Annotated in this window: 16 protein-coding genes and 1 pseudogene; 10 read left to right on the forward strand and 7 right to left on the reverse strand. The window is 41.1% G+C overall.

What is annotated here, in order from left to right; genetic code table 11:
• Positions 1-87: 87 nt before the first annotated feature.
• Positions 88-1,290, forward strand: coding sequence for an MFS transporter (locus MUO15_RS15635; RefSeq protein WP_245030581.1), 1,203 nt, complete (start codon positions 88-90; stop codon positions 1,288-1,290).
• A gap of 247 nt (positions 1,291-1,537) precedes the next feature.
• Here the strand turns inward: MUO15_RS15635 and MUO15_RS15640 are convergent, their stop codons facing one another.
• On the reverse strand, positions 1,538-1,633 hold the full coding sequence (locus MUO15_RS15640; protein ID WP_245030583.1) for a putative holin-like toxin: 96 nt from the start codon (positions 1,631-1,633) through the stop codon (positions 1,538-1,540).
• A 234-nt stretch (positions 1,634-1,867) separates the two neighbouring features.
• On the opposite strand from MUO15_RS15640, the gene MUO15_RS15645 reads away from it, so the two are divergent.
• Together MUO15_RS15645 and MUO15_RS15650 are read left to right on the forward strand one after the other, a co-directional pair.
• Positions 1,868-2,794, forward strand: a complete 927-nt coding sequence (locus MUO15_RS15645; RefSeq protein ID WP_245030585.1) for a DUF4349 domain-containing protein — start codon at positions 1,868-1,870, stop codon at positions 2,792-2,794.
• A gap of 3 nt (positions 2,795-2,797) precedes the next feature.
• A complete protein-coding gene (locus tag MUO15_RS15650) occupies positions 2,798-3,319 on the forward strand; it encodes a GNAT family N-acetyltransferase (protein ID WP_245030587.1) in 522 nt (173 codons plus the stop codon).
• A 43-nt stretch (positions 3,320-3,362) separates the two neighbouring features.
• Here the strand turns inward: MUO15_RS15650 and MUO15_RS15655 are convergent, their stop codons facing one another.
• Positions 3,363-3,884, reverse strand: a complete 522-nt coding sequence (locus MUO15_RS15655) for a GNAT family N-acetyltransferase (RefSeq protein WP_245036053.1) — start codon at positions 3,882-3,884, stop codon at positions 3,363-3,365.
• A 170-nt stretch (positions 3,885-4,054) separates the two neighbouring features.
• On the opposite strand from MUO15_RS15655, the gene MUO15_RS15660 reads away from it, so the two are divergent.
• From MUO15_RS15660 to MUO15_RS21995, 3 genes are all read left to right on the forward strand, one after another.
• Positions 4,055-4,492 (forward strand): SRPBCC family protein, encoded by a 438-nt coding sequence (locus tag MUO15_RS15660; protein ID WP_245030589.1) that lies wholly within the window; start codon positions 4,055-4,057, stop codon positions 4,490-4,492.
• 125 nt (positions 4,493-4,617) lie between these two features.
• Positions 4,618-5,760 carry a DEAD/DEAH box helicase gene (locus MUO15_RS15665; protein WP_245030591.1) on the forward strand — a complete coding sequence of 381 codons (1,143 nt, stop codon included), beginning with the start codon at positions 4,618-4,620 and terminating at the stop codon, positions 5,758-5,760.
• A gap of 185 nt (positions 5,761-5,945) precedes the next feature.
• Complete coding sequence (locus MUO15_RS21995) at positions 5,946-6,737, forward strand: CAP domain-containing protein (protein ID WP_318036166.1); 792 nt, start codon at positions 5,946-5,948, stop codon at positions 6,735-6,737.
• Between the two features lie 189 nt (positions 6,738-6,926).
• Here the strand turns inward: MUO15_RS21995 and MUO15_RS15675 are convergent, their stop codons facing one another.
• A complete protein-coding gene (locus tag MUO15_RS15675; protein WP_245030593.1) occupies positions 6,927-7,286 on the reverse strand; it encodes a hypothetical protein in 360 nt (119 codons plus the stop codon).
• Between the two features lie 478 nt (positions 7,287-7,764).
• On the opposite strand from MUO15_RS15675, the gene MUO15_RS15680 reads away from it, so the two are divergent.
• From MUO15_RS15680 to MUO15_RS15695, 4 genes are all read left to right on the forward strand, one after another.
• Positions 7,765-8,721: a Gfo/Idh/MocA family protein gene (locus tag MUO15_RS15680; protein ID WP_245030595.1), complete on the forward strand. Its 957-nt coding sequence runs from the start codon at positions 7,765-7,767 to the stop codon at positions 8,719-8,721.
• A 21-nt stretch (positions 8,722-8,742) separates the two neighbouring features.
• Positions 8,743-10,137: an amidase gene (locus tag MUO15_RS15685; RefSeq protein WP_245030597.1), complete on the forward strand. Its 1,395-nt coding sequence runs from the start codon at positions 8,743-8,745 to the stop codon at positions 10,135-10,137.
• Between the two features lie 13 nt (positions 10,138-10,150).
• Positions 10,151-10,651, forward strand: a complete 501-nt coding sequence (locus MUO15_RS15690; RefSeq protein WP_245030598.1) for an NUDIX hydrolase — start codon at positions 10,151-10,153, stop codon at positions 10,649-10,651.
• 62 nt (positions 10,652-10,713) lie between these two features.
• Positions 10,714-10,857, forward strand: a complete 144-nt coding sequence (locus MUO15_RS15695; protein ID WP_245030599.1) for a hypothetical protein — start codon at positions 10,714-10,716, stop codon at positions 10,855-10,857.
• 185 nt (positions 10,858-11,042) lie between these two features.
• On the opposite strand, the pseudogene MUO15_RS15700 reads toward MUO15_RS15695, so the two are convergent.
• From MUO15_RS15700 to MUO15_RS15715, 4 genes and pseudogenes are all read right to left on the reverse strand, one after another.
• Positions 11,043-11,800 (reverse strand): annotated as a pseudogene (locus MUO15_RS15700) (class I SAM-dependent methyltransferase).
• 3 nt (positions 11,801-11,803) lie between these two features.
• The gene (locus tag MUO15_RS15705; RefSeq protein ID WP_245030600.1) at positions 11,804-12,565 is read right to left on the reverse strand and encodes an alpha/beta hydrolase; all 762 of its coding nucleotides are present in this window, start codon (positions 12,563-12,565) and stop codon (positions 11,804-11,806) included.
• Positions 12,566-12,585: 20 nt separating this feature from the next.
• On the reverse strand, positions 12,586-13,590 hold the full coding sequence (locus MUO15_RS15710; RefSeq protein WP_245030601.1) for a hypothetical protein: 1,005 nt from the start codon (positions 13,588-13,590) through the stop codon (positions 12,586-12,588).
• Between the two features lie 78 nt (positions 13,591-13,668).
• Positions 13,669-14,289: a response regulator gene (locus MUO15_RS15715; protein WP_245030602.1), complete on the reverse strand. Its 621-nt coding sequence runs from the start codon at positions 14,287-14,289 to the stop codon at positions 13,669-13,671.
• Positions 14,290-14,381 lie beyond the last annotated feature (92 nt).

Here is a 14,381-nt window from a genome sequence, read left to right on the forward strand (position 1 = left end):
TTTTTTGAAAATAGTTAGGGGGTTCTCTTTATATGTAAATACTGCCTTTTTTATCAATCATTAAAACGATAAAAAGGGGTAGTGAATATGAAAACTCAATCTTTTCGGTTCTTATGGATCGGCCAGGCGGTTGCCAACCTAGGTGATGTGTTATTAATCGTTGGGCTGATCTCCATTTTATACACCTTAACTGAATCAGCATTGTATTTGGCGTTGTTGCCATTTGTGAATACGTTTGGACGTTTTATCAGTGGAATGATTTCTTCAATTGTACTAAATAAATATCGGCTGAAGTCTTTGTTAGCTTGGTCTCAAGTGGGAAAAACAGCTGTATTGTTTGGACTTTCATTATTGATCAGTTTTTTGCCCGATCCAAACATCATGGTTATCCTTACATTTGTTTTAGGGATTGCTTTTTTGGACGGATGGGCAGTACCGGCAACTCGTGCCATGCTTCCGAGGTTAGTTTCTGAACAAGATATTGTGAAAGCGAATAGTTTCGTATCGGTAGTAAGTGAAACCATCCAATTTGGAGGCTGGGCTCTTGGGGGAGTTCTTGTTGCACTTACAAGCGGTGGCCATGTCATTTGGCTTACGTTTGCTTTGTTCATTAGCGCCTCCTACATGATGCATAAGGTTGTTGATCACACACCTTTTCAAAGAAAAAAGAGTGGCAACCACCCAATCGCAGCTATGAAAGAGGGTTGGCAAATGATTTGGGGATCCAAGCTTTTTAGGAACCTCCATGTGATGATTTTCTTTGAAGCCATTGCGAATGTTGTTTGGATAGCCGCTATCCTCTACGTGTTTGTGACAGAAGTGCTACATCAAACAGAAGCTTGGTGGGGCTATCTCAATACTTTATTTTTTATAGGATTAATTTTGGGAGGGGTATTTTGTTCGAAATTCTCTCTTATCCTTGAGAAAAAAATGAGGAAGTTTCTCATCTTATCTTCATTTGGTGTCAGCCTTCTAACGTTTACATTTGGATTGATTTCAGTAGCTTGGATAGCGCTGATTTTTGCAGCTTTTCACGGTTTTATCGAGCAGCTCAAAACGATTACGGTTCAGACCTATGTTCAAAAAGAGGCTGCAACAGATGAGTTGCCTAAGCTTTATGGAGCTCAAAGTGCGTTAGTATCCCTCACATTTGGAGTATCTTCGCTAGTCTTTGGATTCTTGGCGGACACATTTGGAGTTCCATACGCTTTCTTTATTGCGGGAATATTGCTTGCTGGATCGGCGATATATGCTTTTGTTCAGCGCGGATCTTTTCCTGAAAAAGTATGAATAGTGGGGAGATGCGCTTTTCGCGCGGATATAATCAGGAAATCGCAGATAAGGTTCGGGGTGGAAACTTTGTTGATCAACAGTGGTAAGGTAAGCTTGCACATGGTATAATAGTTATAGAAAAACATATAATGAAAAAAGGGGCGCAGCTGCTACTGCGACCCTTTTAGATAATGGTTCCCCCAGGGGATCAGCTATTTAGAGAAATAGACCTCTCCCGATCAACTTGTCAGGTTAATAGGGAGGTCTATTTTTTATTGATCATTTTTATGATCAATGCGAGCAATGCAATCAAAAACGTTCCAAATGTAAACAAAACCATTAGAACTTCATACATGCTCATGGGCATCACCCCCTTATTGTCGTGGGGTTAGCCGACCACCCTAAAAGAATATTATCCAACTATGATTTTACCACACTTGTGTACACAAACCTATTCATTTTTAGAACAAGTGTTCCCGATGCTGATAAATTACAAAATTATCAAGTATATGTAACCTTTTTCAGTTAATTCCGTCTATACTACCAAAGCCGTTCAATCTTCCCCGGAGAAGAATTGATCAGACAGGAGGTCAACATGAGAAAATGGATGGTTGTGATAGTGATTCTCAGTTTTTGCGCTTTAGCCACTTCCTGCAGCGATGACTCAAAAAGTACGGAATCGTCAGCTGACAAAGCGACTTTGGTGACCGAAGAAAGTGGTAAGTTTTCTACTCCACCAAATGAATTAGAAAACGTACAACAAGATGACGCGTCTAAAGAGGGAAGTACTCAAGCAGGAACAGGTGAAGTGAACCAATCTGATCGAAAAGTCATTTATACGGCCAATCTCCGTATTGAGGTCAAAGATTACCAACAATCCATCGACGATATTCAAGCAAAGGTTTCTGAATATGGTGGTTATATTGTGGAATCAAATATGTCTGGAGATTCTGGCGAGGATTCAGCCAATGGGCATGTAACCGCGCGCATCCCCCAAGGAGAGTTTCATGAGTTCATTCAGTTGGTGGAAGAGGGCAGCAGCAAGGTTCTTGAAAGTTCGATTTCAGGGCAAGACGTGACAGAGGAGTACGTCGATCTCGAGTCTCGCCTAAAATCTAAACGTGTAGTTGAGAAGCGGCTGCTTTCTTTTATGGAACAAGCTGAAAAAACGGAAGATCTATTGAAGATTTCTAACGATTTGGCTAAAGTCCAGGGCGAGATAGAAGAAATACAAGGGCGAATGAATTACTTGCAAAATAAAGCTGATTTGGCCACTGTAACTGTTCATATTCAAGAAAATAATGTGCGTATTTCTGGGATGAATGATGAGGAACTAAATACGTGGGATCAAACAAAGCAACAATTTTTGAAGAGTATAAACTTTCTCATTTCCATTTTCTCAAGTTTAGTTGTTTTCTTTGTCGGCAACATACCCGTGTTGCTTCCTCTGATCATCATCGGTGTAATTGTATTCTTGATGATTAGGAAGAAAAGAAATAAAAGATCACAGGAAGGAGTATAGTATATGGGACATGTATCTTTGATTAAACCTACAGCGAATTTAGAAAAAGAGTACCTTTCCTTTTATCAAGAATGGAAAGAATCTGGAGAGGAAATGGTTCCATGGGTGATTGGAAAAGACCCGTCAGATTTTGGTGCAATGGTTGAGAGTCTTCTGGCATCAGAAAAAGGGAGGAATCTTCCAGAGGGGTGGGTGCCTGATTCGACCTTTTGGCTTGTAGACCGTGATCAAACCGTGTTAGGCGTAGTAAATGTACGCCATCAATTAACAGAAAAGTTGTCCAACTCGGGCGGCCACATCGGCTATGGCATTCGTCCTTCTGCAAGGCGGAAAGGGTATGCTGTAAAATTATTAGCTTTAACTTTAGAAAAGGTGAAAGAATTGGGGATCCTAAAGGTCCTCGTCGTTTGTGATGAAGGAAATATAGGATCTGAAAAAACAATTAGAAAAAATGGCGGAGTTCAGGATGATGACTTTGTTGAAAAGGATGGAAATGTAATGAAAAGGTTTTGGATAGAAGTATAAGGAACGAGCCCACAACCTGTTTGGCTGTGGGCTCGTTCTATGGTCAGCCCTGCCACTCAGAGTCTAAGATACTCATTTCATATAAACTCCAGTATTCGTTGTTCATTTTTCGATGATCACGTAATAAACCGTCCTTTTTAAACCCCGCTTTTTCATAACAGCGAATGGCCGGTTCGTTAAAGTCAAACACTCCAAGGCTGACTTTATGAAGTTTAAGTTCATCGAAGGCTATTTTAAGAACTTCCTTCATCATCGTTGTCCCCATCCCTTTTCCACGAGTCTGATCTCCTACGATGACTTTTCCAATTCGGGCCGATTTATTTGTTCTATCAATGTTTCGCAAGGCTATGTGTCCAACTATAGTGTCCGTCCGTTTGTTGATCACGCAGTAGATGAACTGACTGGCATGCTCAGTATTTGAGTCGGTTACATAGTCTTGTAATTGCTCATAGTCAAGTGGGTATTGAAACATAGGGCCGCCCCATTGTAGTAAAAATTCTGGAGATTTGATCCAATCCATTAGTTGAGGAAAATCGTTTTCTGTAAAATAGCGAAGTTCTATCATATCCATCACATGTTCCTTTCCGTTTTTGGCAAAATCAATATTGTTATAGATAGTGTACTTTTTCTAGGTGATGAAGTCACGAGGCATGTCCTTATTTCGTAAAGGAAATTGCTAAGCTATAGTGAATGGGATACAATAACACGAAGAAGATCGATCATGGAGGGGTACATATGGCGTTCCTTGAGAGTAGTGTTATCATACAAAAACCGATTGACGAGGTATTCGCTGTAGCGACAGACTTTTCGAAGAGTCCAGAAATAATGAAAACGGTAGTCGATGTTGAATCCTTAACAGAGGGACCAGTCCGGGAAGGCTATCAATTTAAAGAAGTACGCGAGATACGCGGCCGTAAATCTGCGTCTATTATTGAAGTTACTGATTTCGAGCAAAACAAGAGCTATTCGGTTCGAAGTGCGCAGCATGGAATTGATTTGCGCTATCATTATACTTTTATTGAAACGACGGAAGGTACGAAGGTTGAATTTAATGGTGAATTAGAAACATTAGGTTTACGCAACACATTAATGAAGCCGCTTATCAAAAAGATTATCAAAAAAGAAGATGCCAATCACTTGGGTAAAATGAAGACATTCATTGAAGAGGGTTAGCCTCAGTGTGATATAATGAGAGAAATCAAAATAGACGTACGCAATTAAAGGTCTCATTCTGTAAATTTGGGGACCTGTTTTTTTATGAATTAGAAGAACGCGTCCGGCAAAGGAGAAGACTAGTTATGACCCAATCGACAGACCCTATATGGTTTCAGAATTTAGCACCTTTTATAAAAGAAGCGTGGGAGGAATCGAGCTTCGATCAACCCACATCCATTCAACTACAAGCCATCCCACTTATCAAAGAAGGAAAAGATGTCATCGCTGAGGCACCCACTGGCAGTGGAAAAACACTTGCATATTTATGGCCGCTGTTGGAACAAATCGATCCTATGAAAAAGCACACGCAAGTACTTGTGCTCGCTTCTTCGCATGAACTCGTCATGCAAATTCATCAGGAAGTTCAGGCATGGTCAAAAAATAGTGGTCTAACAAGCGCGACGTTAATTGGCGGTGCAAATGTAAAGCGTCAAATTGAAAAACTTAAGAAGAAACCGCAAATGGTTATTGGTACGCCGGGCAGGGTATATGAATTAATGAAGCAGAAAAAGTTGAAAGCACACGAAATGAAAACACTCGTTTTTGATGAAGCGGATCAGCTTCTTGTCCCAGAACATCAGGAGACTGTCCACAACATTGTTAAAGCAACCCTTAAAGAAAGGCAAATCCTCCTTTTCTCAGCAACGTTACCAAATGAAGTAGAAACATTAGCCAATGAGTTTATGAATGATCCTGAAGTAGTTCGCGTAACGAAAGAAGTGTTAAAACCGAATGTTGAACATGTATATATTTCTACGCAAGACCGTGACAAGGTAGAAACACTTAGGAAATTAGCCCGAATGGAATCGTTTAAAGGGCTGGCATTTGTGAAAGATATTGGGAATTTAAGTGTTCAGGCAGAAAAACTTAGGTATAAAGGCTTGGAAATAGGTGTCTTGCATAGTGGTGCTAAAAAGGAAGAACGTGCCAAAGCATTGAAAAGTTTTCGTAATGGGGATTTTCCCCTGTTACTAGCAACGGATGTAGCAGCCCGAGGTTTAGATATTAAAGATATTACGCATATCGTTAATATAGATACACCCAAAATTGCCTCTGAATACATTCATAGAGCTGGACGTACTGCGCGTTTAGGAGCTGCATCGGGTACGGTAATATCACTAACTAATCCAGTAGAAGATAAACGTTTGAAAAAGTTTGCGAGAGACTTCAACTTCTCCCTTACAGAAAAAGAGATCTATAAAGGAAAGTTAACAAACTGTAAATAAACATCACTATTTTTCCAGTACAGGAATGGGTTTGATAATAATTCTTCGTTGGGAATGCAAGAAATTCCTGGTGTTTGCTAGGGAAGACTTACGATAACTATCGGCCCTTGTTGCTGGATGCTAGGCATGGAATACTAATGTTAACGCTTCAAGCTGCATTAAACAAAACAAAAGGAGTGAAAGCTTTGCTTAAAAGATATTCTTTCATTTTAGTCGCTGTTTTAGCTATCGTTTCCATTTCTTCTCCAGCAACAGCATCAGCCCAAGAGCGGGGAACTTGGAAAGTAGAACAAGTAAATACACAGTCTGCTGGAGAATGGATGACCTATATACAAGATTGGTTATCAGAACAGAACCTGGAATTCAGTGTGGAGAGATTCGAGCAGAACTTTAAGGTTCTCTTTAACCCAGAACAAATTCCAGCGGAACAACAACCAGCACAGCCTTCTCAAACACAAGAACTAGAGAAGGAGCAACCACAACCAGCTCAGCAAGAGCAACCAGTCGAGCAAGCTGCTCAGGCTCCCCAGTCAGGGCAAGAGTCTACAGAAGCATCTCAAGCACCAGCTGAGGTTGAAGCAAATGCAACATCTAATTACGAAGAAAAAGTTGTTCAGTTAGTCAATGAGGAGCGAGCAAAAGAAGGATTGGCACCTCTTGAAATGCATAATCGCCTAAGTGATCTTGCACGTATGAAATCACAAGACATGGCAGACAAAGGATATTTCAGCCATACGTCACCAACTTATGGTTCACCTTTTGACATGATGAAGCAATATGACTTCAGCTACTCAACAGCAGGCGAGAACATCGCGGCAGGCCAACGAACTCCACAAGAGGTAGTGGAAGGTTGGATGAACAGCCCTGGACACCGCGCAAACATTATGAATGAAAGCTTTACTCATATCGGTGTAGGTTATGTTGAAGGCGGTTCATATGGTACGTACTGGACTCAATTATTTATGACACCTAGATAAGTAAGATAGAAAAAGACAGGCTCTCAACTCGAGAGCCTGTCTATTATTTTGTTAACGTAGGAGCTTAACTGAGCAAGACTAATTATCCATCCCCTTGATGATCACGCGGAGGAAGTTCAATCGCTGAGTACCCTGGAGAGTTAGGTGTTGGTGCATGATGTTCCTGTTTTAACCCACTCTAAACTTTACTTAAATTCCCTTTATCGGGCGAACATATCCCTCGGCACTGGTGTTGTCGATTTTCTTTTCAGCTTGAACCCACTGGTGGATGAGGTATACCAATGTTAAGAGCATCGTGATAAGCCCGGCGATCATAAATCCAAGTGTCGGAGTAGATTCGTAATAGACAAAGGAGACCTGATGGTAAATGAAGAAGAGTAAGGTTGTTCCTGTAAAGTAGGCAAGCTTGTCTAAATAAGCCCTTGATTTCTGGAATGGGCACTTGAGAATTAGCGGACCCCAATAAATGATGGAGCTGAACCCGAGAATCATGAGGTGGAGAACGATTCCCCATTCGTTGGAAATCGTGTGTAATACCTCATAACTCACTAATACTCCACCAACAAACAGAGCCATGCTAGAGAGCAGCCGATTACTTCTTTTTACAAAAAATCGAAATGAGCTCCGAAACCATAAATGGTGTTGATTTGCGTATGAAATGAGCAGAGGAGCAACTATAAAAGCGATTAAACTACGTGATGTATTTTCGATAGGTTGAACGTACAAACTGTTGAGGATTACGATACCGATAACGAAAAAACAGATAAATAAGTGAGGCAAGAATTTCCGAGTGCGAAGTGTTGAGGTTTGTCCCATATTTACCATCTCCTTGAAGCTTTACAGCTAGATTTCCTGCGTGGATATTTATTAAACCGATAAGAAACGGTTTTAATGATATAGGTTAGTGTGTCAACTTTTGACTTATTTAGTAGAGGAAAATAACGTTAATGAACGTATCATGTTGTTTAAACTTGATCGCCTTAAAATGTTATAATTTTAAGAAAAGTACGCAGAAAGAGGTGTTGATATGAAGTGGGGGATTTTAAGTACAGCAGCGATTGCAAAGAAAGCACTTATTCCAGCACTACAACGTGCAGAAGATGCGGAAGTTGATGCGATTGCCAGTCAAAATGGTAAAGAAAGAGAAGTAGCAGAGGAGTTTGGTATTCCCAAGGCCTACTCCAGTTATGAGTTGCTTTTAGCTGATGAGGAAATTGAGGCTGTATACATTCCGCTTCCTAACCATTTGCACAAAGAGTGGACGATCAAAGCGGCTGAAGCAGGCAAGCATGTTTTATGTGAAAAGCCTGCTGCACTAAAAGCTCAGGACGTGGAGGACATGATCACAGCTTGTAAACAAAATCAAGTTTATTTTTTAGAAGCGTTTATGTATCAATTTCATCCCCAGCATGAGAGAGTGAAGCAATTGATAGAAGAGGGGGCAATTGGTGACGTTGGACTTGTCCGTGCTAGCTTTTCCTTTCATTTTAATCGAGATTCTAATAATATTCGCTTAGACGTAAACAAAGGCGGTGGAGCCCTTTGGGATGTAGGTTGTTATGGTATCCATTCAGCCTTACACGTGCTGAGTCAGGAAGTGAAGAACGTTAATGCAGTTGCACACATCGATGATAAGTTCGGGGTGGATACAACAGCAGTTGCTACGTTGATGTTAGAGGACGAAACCATTGTGCAAGTAGATTGTAGCTTTGATGGTGTGCCGCGCAATGAGTATGAGGTGATTGGCACCAAAGGCATGATCAAAGTTCATGATGCCTACCGTCCAGATAAGAAAGACCATCAGGGCATCGTTACCATTCAAACTGAAAATGGCACAGAAGAGATGATCATTGAAGGGGATCAATATCGCCTTCAAGTGGAGACCTTTATGAATGCCATTCAACGGCAGGAATCCTTCGTTGATTATCATAGGGAGACGGTTCGTTACATTGAAGTGATGGAGGACTTGCAGCAGCTTTTGTAAACAAAGGAGTTTTTGTTAAAAATGAAAATCCCGGAATTGGCGCAGATGGACGGATTGGATCAACTCCATCTGATAAGAAATAACCAAATAAAGGTTACAGAGATTACCGAGCACTATATTCAAGTGATCAAAGAGAAAAATCCACAGCTTAACGCGGTCGTGCACACAATGTTTCATACAAGCACGAAAGAGGATGGTGTCTTTGCAGGGATGCCCTTTTTAGTAAAAGACTTGAATGCAGTTAAAGGGGAGCCGTTGACAAGTGGTTCGAAGCTGATGGACGGGTATACGGCGGAAGTGGATGATGTGAATGTAAGACGTTTCAAACAGGCAGGACTTACGGTTATAGGAAAAACGAATACGCCTGAGTTCGGATTTACTCCTGCGACTGAATCGACATATTTAGGATACGCGAAAAACCCTTGGAATAGGAACTACTCCCCTGGGGGATCGAGCGGGGGAGCCGCTGCTGCTGTAGCCTCTGGAATGATCCCCTTTGCCCATGCGAACGATGGGGGAGGTTCCATTCGAATTCCTGCCTCCTGCTGCGGTTTATTTGGATTAAAGCCTACCCGAGGGCGAACGCCTTTATCGCTGAGCTTCAATAGCTTATCCGTCAATCACGCTGTGACAAGGTCTGTAAGGGATAGCGCCGCACTATTAGACGTATTAAAGGGCCCTCAGAAAACAGATTCCTTTTTCACCCCGAATGATCAAAGTTCTTTTTTAGAGCAAGCAGGGAAAGAACCGGGGATATTGAAAATTGGTTATATGGCGGACTTTGGATCATTAATGGAAATTGACGGGGAAGTACAGAAATCGACGAAAGCTACAGCTGAGCTTTGTGAACGTCTTGGTCATCAAGTTGAACTCGCCTACCCAGATTTTGATTTGCACCGATTTATGGATGCTTTTGTAACTGTATGGGTCGTAGGGGGAGCATTGGCTGTGAAAGAAGCTGCCCGTTTAAATCGGAAAGAGATAAATGAGATGAATATGGAGCGGATCCTTTTCACCTTACATAAGAAAGGTAGTAATATGACAGCACTGCAGTATGAAGAGGCACGACAATATCTACATACAGAAAGTGTAAAGGTACATGAATTCTTTGACAGCTATGATGTGCTTCTGCACCCCGTGAATTCGAAGCCACCACTGCCGTTAGGGCATTATAATGGAGAAGAAAAATCGGTGGATGAAATATTGGCAGTGTCCGCAGAGTATGCCCATTTAACACCTATTGCGAATGTCACAGGCCAGCCGGCCATGAGTGTACCTCTCTATTGGGGTGAGAATAACCTTCCGATTGGCTCGCATTTTATGGGGCGTTTCGGTGATGAATCCACTTTAATTAGGCTTGCTGCACAGTTAGAAAAGGCACAGCCGTGGTGGGCAAAATATGGGGAGCTTGTTTAGGAGGTGGACTAGGGTGTATAAACAAACAATTGCATTTATAACAAAAGGTGATTTATTGTTAATGCTTAACCGAAACAAAGCACCTAACCAAGGGTTGTGGAATGGTGTTGGGGGTAAAATGGAAGCTGGAGAAAGTCCAGATGAATGTATTGTACGTGAAGTTAAAGAAGAAACTGGACTTCCTGTAGACCAAATGCATTTTATCAATAAAGGCTCGGTGAGATGGGAAATTGACGAGAAACGGTTTGGTGGTATGTACGTTTATCACGTAAAATTGCAGGGGACATACGCGCTTCAAACGCCATCAGCAAACGTTGAAGGGATCTTGGACTGGAAAGATCAATCATGGGTACTAGATGAGCAGAACCAGGGTGTTGGAGGAATGATCCCTAGGTATCTTCCCCAAGTTCTAAAGGGAGTAGAACCGTGTGATCATCATTTTATAATGCAAGATCAGAGAATTGCCCGATATGAGTGCCAACCTTTGTCCGTGGCGAAAAACTTTAAAATATAAGGCAGTAGGAGTATGATTGGAGTGATCTATTCATATGATTGAAAAAATAAGGAGGAATTGAAATGGCCTGGTTTCACACCATCCTGTCAGCTAGATTTCTATTTATTGGTTTCTTCTCCTTAACTGCATTAAGTTTACTTACCTTTCAATCTGTTGCAATGTTTCATGCAATGATCGATTTCTTTGAAGTATTCAGGAGAAAATAAAACAGAAAGAAAAAGGATGAACCAATTGATGGTTCATCCTTTTTCTCTGATAGGTAGGAATTCATCTAAATATGCAATTAATGTCTGATTTCACGCAATTATCCCGTGAAATATGCAATTAATTGATATTTGGTGCAATTATCGCATTTTATGTGCAATTATCAATGATTTCGTGCAATTCGAAATCAGTCGGCCTGACGATGAGCGGTAGCTTCAAAAGTAATCGTCCCGGTGGAATTCGTAGGATAGCTGTCAAACTGATAGTCGCTTGACAGAATGATATCCTTAAACCCAAGGCTTTGTAAAATCAGCCTGAATTCCTCCACACCATACCAACGCAGTGGAAAGCGTTCGAGTTCAGTTTGTATTAACTGACCGTTTCTCCACCTTTCATATTGACTGTAAGAGATAGAATATTGGTTAACCTTCAACAATATGATCATCTAATGTAACCATATCACCATTGTCCAACTCCCATGTTCGAGTAGAATGTTTTCCAATTGGAAATTCAGAGGGTACCATGAGATCAATGATAAGACGACCCCCAGGTTTCAAATGTCTATGGAAGTTTCGTAACGCTTGTAGAGAAAGTTCTCTTTCATAGAGTAGAAGGAACGTGCCCGTAGGAATGATGATCGCCTCGTAAGTCTCATCAGTTGCAAAGGACTCCATTTTATCTTGGAAGAGAGTAGGTTGAAGTCTTCTCTGTTCACAGTTGGTTCGGCATATTTCGATCATATCAGCGGAAAGATCGAACCCGTCGACATCTAATCCTTCTTCAAGTAAAGGAATGAGCATCCTGCCAGTTCCTGATGCAGGTTCTAGGATCTTGCCTTGTACGGATGCTAATCGCTTTTTGTAAAATTCGATATCACCAAAAGAGTGGCCAATTGGCTTCTAGGTTGTACACTTCTGAAGATAATTCACTGTAAAAACTAGTCATATGTTATCCTCCATTTGCAAATGTTAAAAGCCAGTCTGAGGCAGTTTGTTGAACCACGTCCAGATGGTCAATAAAGCTATGTTCGGCCCCGTTAATGACCTTCAATTTGGAGCTTTCAGGAAGCCACTTCATACCTTGCTTCGTAATCGGCATTAGAGTTCCTTCTTCCCCTTGATCTCCATGAATAAGGAGAGTAGGGCAGGTGACGTTCGACAACAGCTGCTCTTGATCACATCGTTCAAAATCCTTCAGCATTTCTTCGGTGATGAGCATATTGTTTCGGTAAGGACCATTCACTTCTACTGTAAAAGTACCAGTTCTTGCTAACTCTTTTAGCTGTTCTTGATTAAATATGTCTGGCCAATGATAGTTTACAGGTCCCGTGCCGGCCCCCGTTAAAATCATTGTTCTCACATATCGATGGTTAAATGCTTCCAGGCACACCCGTGCTCCTAAACTGTGCCCATACAGAATAATGTCCTCATAACCTGACTCAATCGCATAATGCATAGCCGGAGTTAAGTCATCGACCTCATTGGCTAATGTAAGCGGACTGTCTTCGCTCTCGCCACAACCACCAAAGTCAAACCGTAATACACTAAGGCCGAGTTGGTGAAAGGCAGAGGCAAACAAGCCAAAGCGACCGCGCGAGGAGCGGTTAGAGAGAAAACCGTGGCACATAATAATAACCGATGTTCCTTTGTTGCTATGTAAATCGCCAACTAAGGTTAAATCCCTACTGTTAGAAAAAGTAACACGTTTCACCTAGAAAATGCCTCCTTTCATTAGTCAATTGCACAATGAGAATAGTGAATAAGTTCCCCCGTTAGCATATGTAACTGTTGAATATTTGCTTTTGACAACTGCTGGAAGCCTAAATCTAGTAAGCTATTTTGAACATCTTGAGGACAGGAATCAAGAAACTCTTCTATTAACCTGTTGTCAGTCTCCTTAAAGAACAACCACAAAGCTTCGCCATAGGCTATCCAGGCAAGATGGGTGTCTTGAGATTGGTACCTTTTTGCTTTGTTAACAAAAATAGAATCCTGGTGTGGAGAGAGGTCAAAGGAGAGAGTTTTTTTCCGATTTCTTAGATAGTGTCGGAAATTACTGATGTTATTGATAATGGCCTCTGTATTCGGCAAGGATGTAAATGGTGAATGGGTCAAAAAAGATTGAAGGTGTTCTGTATGTTTTTCTTGAATAAAAGGAATGACTGCACCAGTGGATAACGTGCCCTGCTCCAAATAGGAATACAGGAGGGCTGCCTCGGCCCAAGCTCCAAGAGAAGCTTGGGTTGCTGTCGTGGGATAGCCTGCTTTTAGCATTTTATCCGCATAAGATTGCCGTTCATTGACTATATTTGTAACGATTTTAATTAGCTTTCTTTTTCCTTCTGGAGAATAGAGGAAAGCCTTTGCCTGATTCTGCAAGTGATAAAGCCTGTCATCGTTATCCTTTATGATGTATAATTCGTCGAGATAACGATGGCCCCATGGATCTTCAAGGAATTCGTCGATAGAAGGTCGTTTAGAGATTGGATAAAGGTCTACTTGTAGCATCTTATTTCGATAGGATTCGTTACTAGAAGTCTCTGCATCGATTCCGCTTGAATAAATGCTTAAGTCTAGATCACTATATTGATCATCATCACCCCGTGCTACTGAACCGGTGACAAATGCATAGTCCGCACCCATTCCTTGCGATTCCTCAACAAAGCACTTAGCAACCTCTATTAAATCCATATAAGCTAATCTCCATTCATATTTTGAAATCGTTACGATCATCATAACATTACCATTCTGCCAATTGGTACCTAAGTCCCTTTAAGAATATGCAAAACGGAAGCCCTGTCAAACAGGCTCCCGTTAATTCGTATACCATTTATAAAGTTTTTTCGGGCGGCCGATCTTTTGGTGACCGATGACTTGCTTAACCTGTCCTTCTTCCAATAAATACATTAAATAGCGATAGACGGTGGGATAGGCTAACCCGACACCTTGTGAAATAGTATCAACAGAATTTGCCCCCCGATGTTCTTTTAAAAAATGTGCTACAGCGTCGAGTGTCCCTTTGCTGATCCCTTTTGCACTGTAGACGTCTTCTTCGGACTCGAGTCTTTTTCTCATATTAGCGATTTGGATGTGTAAGTGAATGCGGGAAATAATGTCGAGTTCCTTTACAGGTTTTAAGGCAAAGTCTGTGGCACCTGCTTTCCTAAATGCATCGGCAACATCTTGATGATCATCTTCTGTTAAAACAAGAATAGGAATTTGCTGATTTTCCAAACGAATTCCCTGAACTAACTCAAGTCCATTCATGATAGGCATGTGATAGTCTACGATTAAAATATCATAATCATGTTTTCTGAATAAGTTAAAGCCGCTTTGTCCATCTATAGCGATCTCTGCTTCAATCCCATCTTTTTCACATAAATCTTTTAACATTGTACGTAGAGAATCATCATCATCGACAATTAAGATCTTCATTCTTACACTCCCCTCACAAATCACCGAATCATTTATCTTTATCACGTTGCAGTATTAATACTATTTATATTATAATTTTATGCCATTGTTAG

This window comes from Halobacillus amylolyticus (assembly GCF_022921115.1).
Taxonomy (GTDB): Bacteria; Bacillota; Bacilli; order Bacillales; family Halobacillaceae; genus Halobacillus_A; species Halobacillus_A amylolyticus.

Coding starts and splice junctions, on each gene's coding strand:
- MUO15_RS15660 (WP_245030589.1), top strand. CDS start 4,055: ATGGCGTTCCTTGAGAGTAGTGTTATCATACAAAAACCGATTGACGAG.
- MUO15_RS15635 (WP_245030581.1), top strand. CDS start 88: ATGAAAACTCAATCTTTTCGGTTCTTATGGATCGGCCAGGCGGTTGCC.
- MUO15_RS15685 (WP_245030597.1), top strand. CDS start 8,743: ATGAAAATCCCGGAATTGGCGCAGATGGACGGATTGGATCAACTCCAT.
- MUO15_RS15645 (WP_245030585.1), top strand. CDS start 1,868: ATGAGAAAATGGATGGTTGTGATAGTGATTCTCAGTTTTTGCGCTTTA.
- MUO15_RS15665 (WP_245030591.1), top strand. CDS start 4,618: ATGACCCAATCGACAGACCCTATATGGTTTCAGAATTTAGCACCTTTT.
- MUO15_RS15715 (WP_245030602.1), bottom strand. CDS start 14,289: ATGAAGATCTTAATTGTCGATGATGATGATTCTCTACGTACAATGTTA.
- MUO15_RS15710 (WP_245030601.1), bottom strand. CDS start 13,590: ATGATGATCGTAACGATTTCAAAATATGAATGGAGATTAGCTTATATG.
- MUO15_RS15680 (WP_245030595.1), top strand. CDS start 7,765: ATGAAGTGGGGGATTTTAAGTACAGCAGCGATTGCAAAGAAAGCACTT.
- MUO15_RS15655 (WP_245036053.1), bottom strand. CDS start 3,884: ATGATAGAACTTCGCTATTTTACAGAAAACGATTTTCCTCAACTAATG.
- MUO15_RS15695 (WP_245030599.1), top strand. CDS start 10,714: ATGGCCTGGTTTCACACCATCCTGTCAGCTAGATTTCTATTTATTGGT.
- MUO15_RS15650 (WP_245030587.1), top strand. CDS start 2,798: ATGGGACATGTATCTTTGATTAAACCTACAGCGAATTTAGAAAAAGAG.
- MUO15_RS15640 (WP_245030583.1), bottom strand. CDS start 1,633: ATGAGCATGTATGAAGTTCTAATGGTTTTGTTTACATTTGGAACGTTT.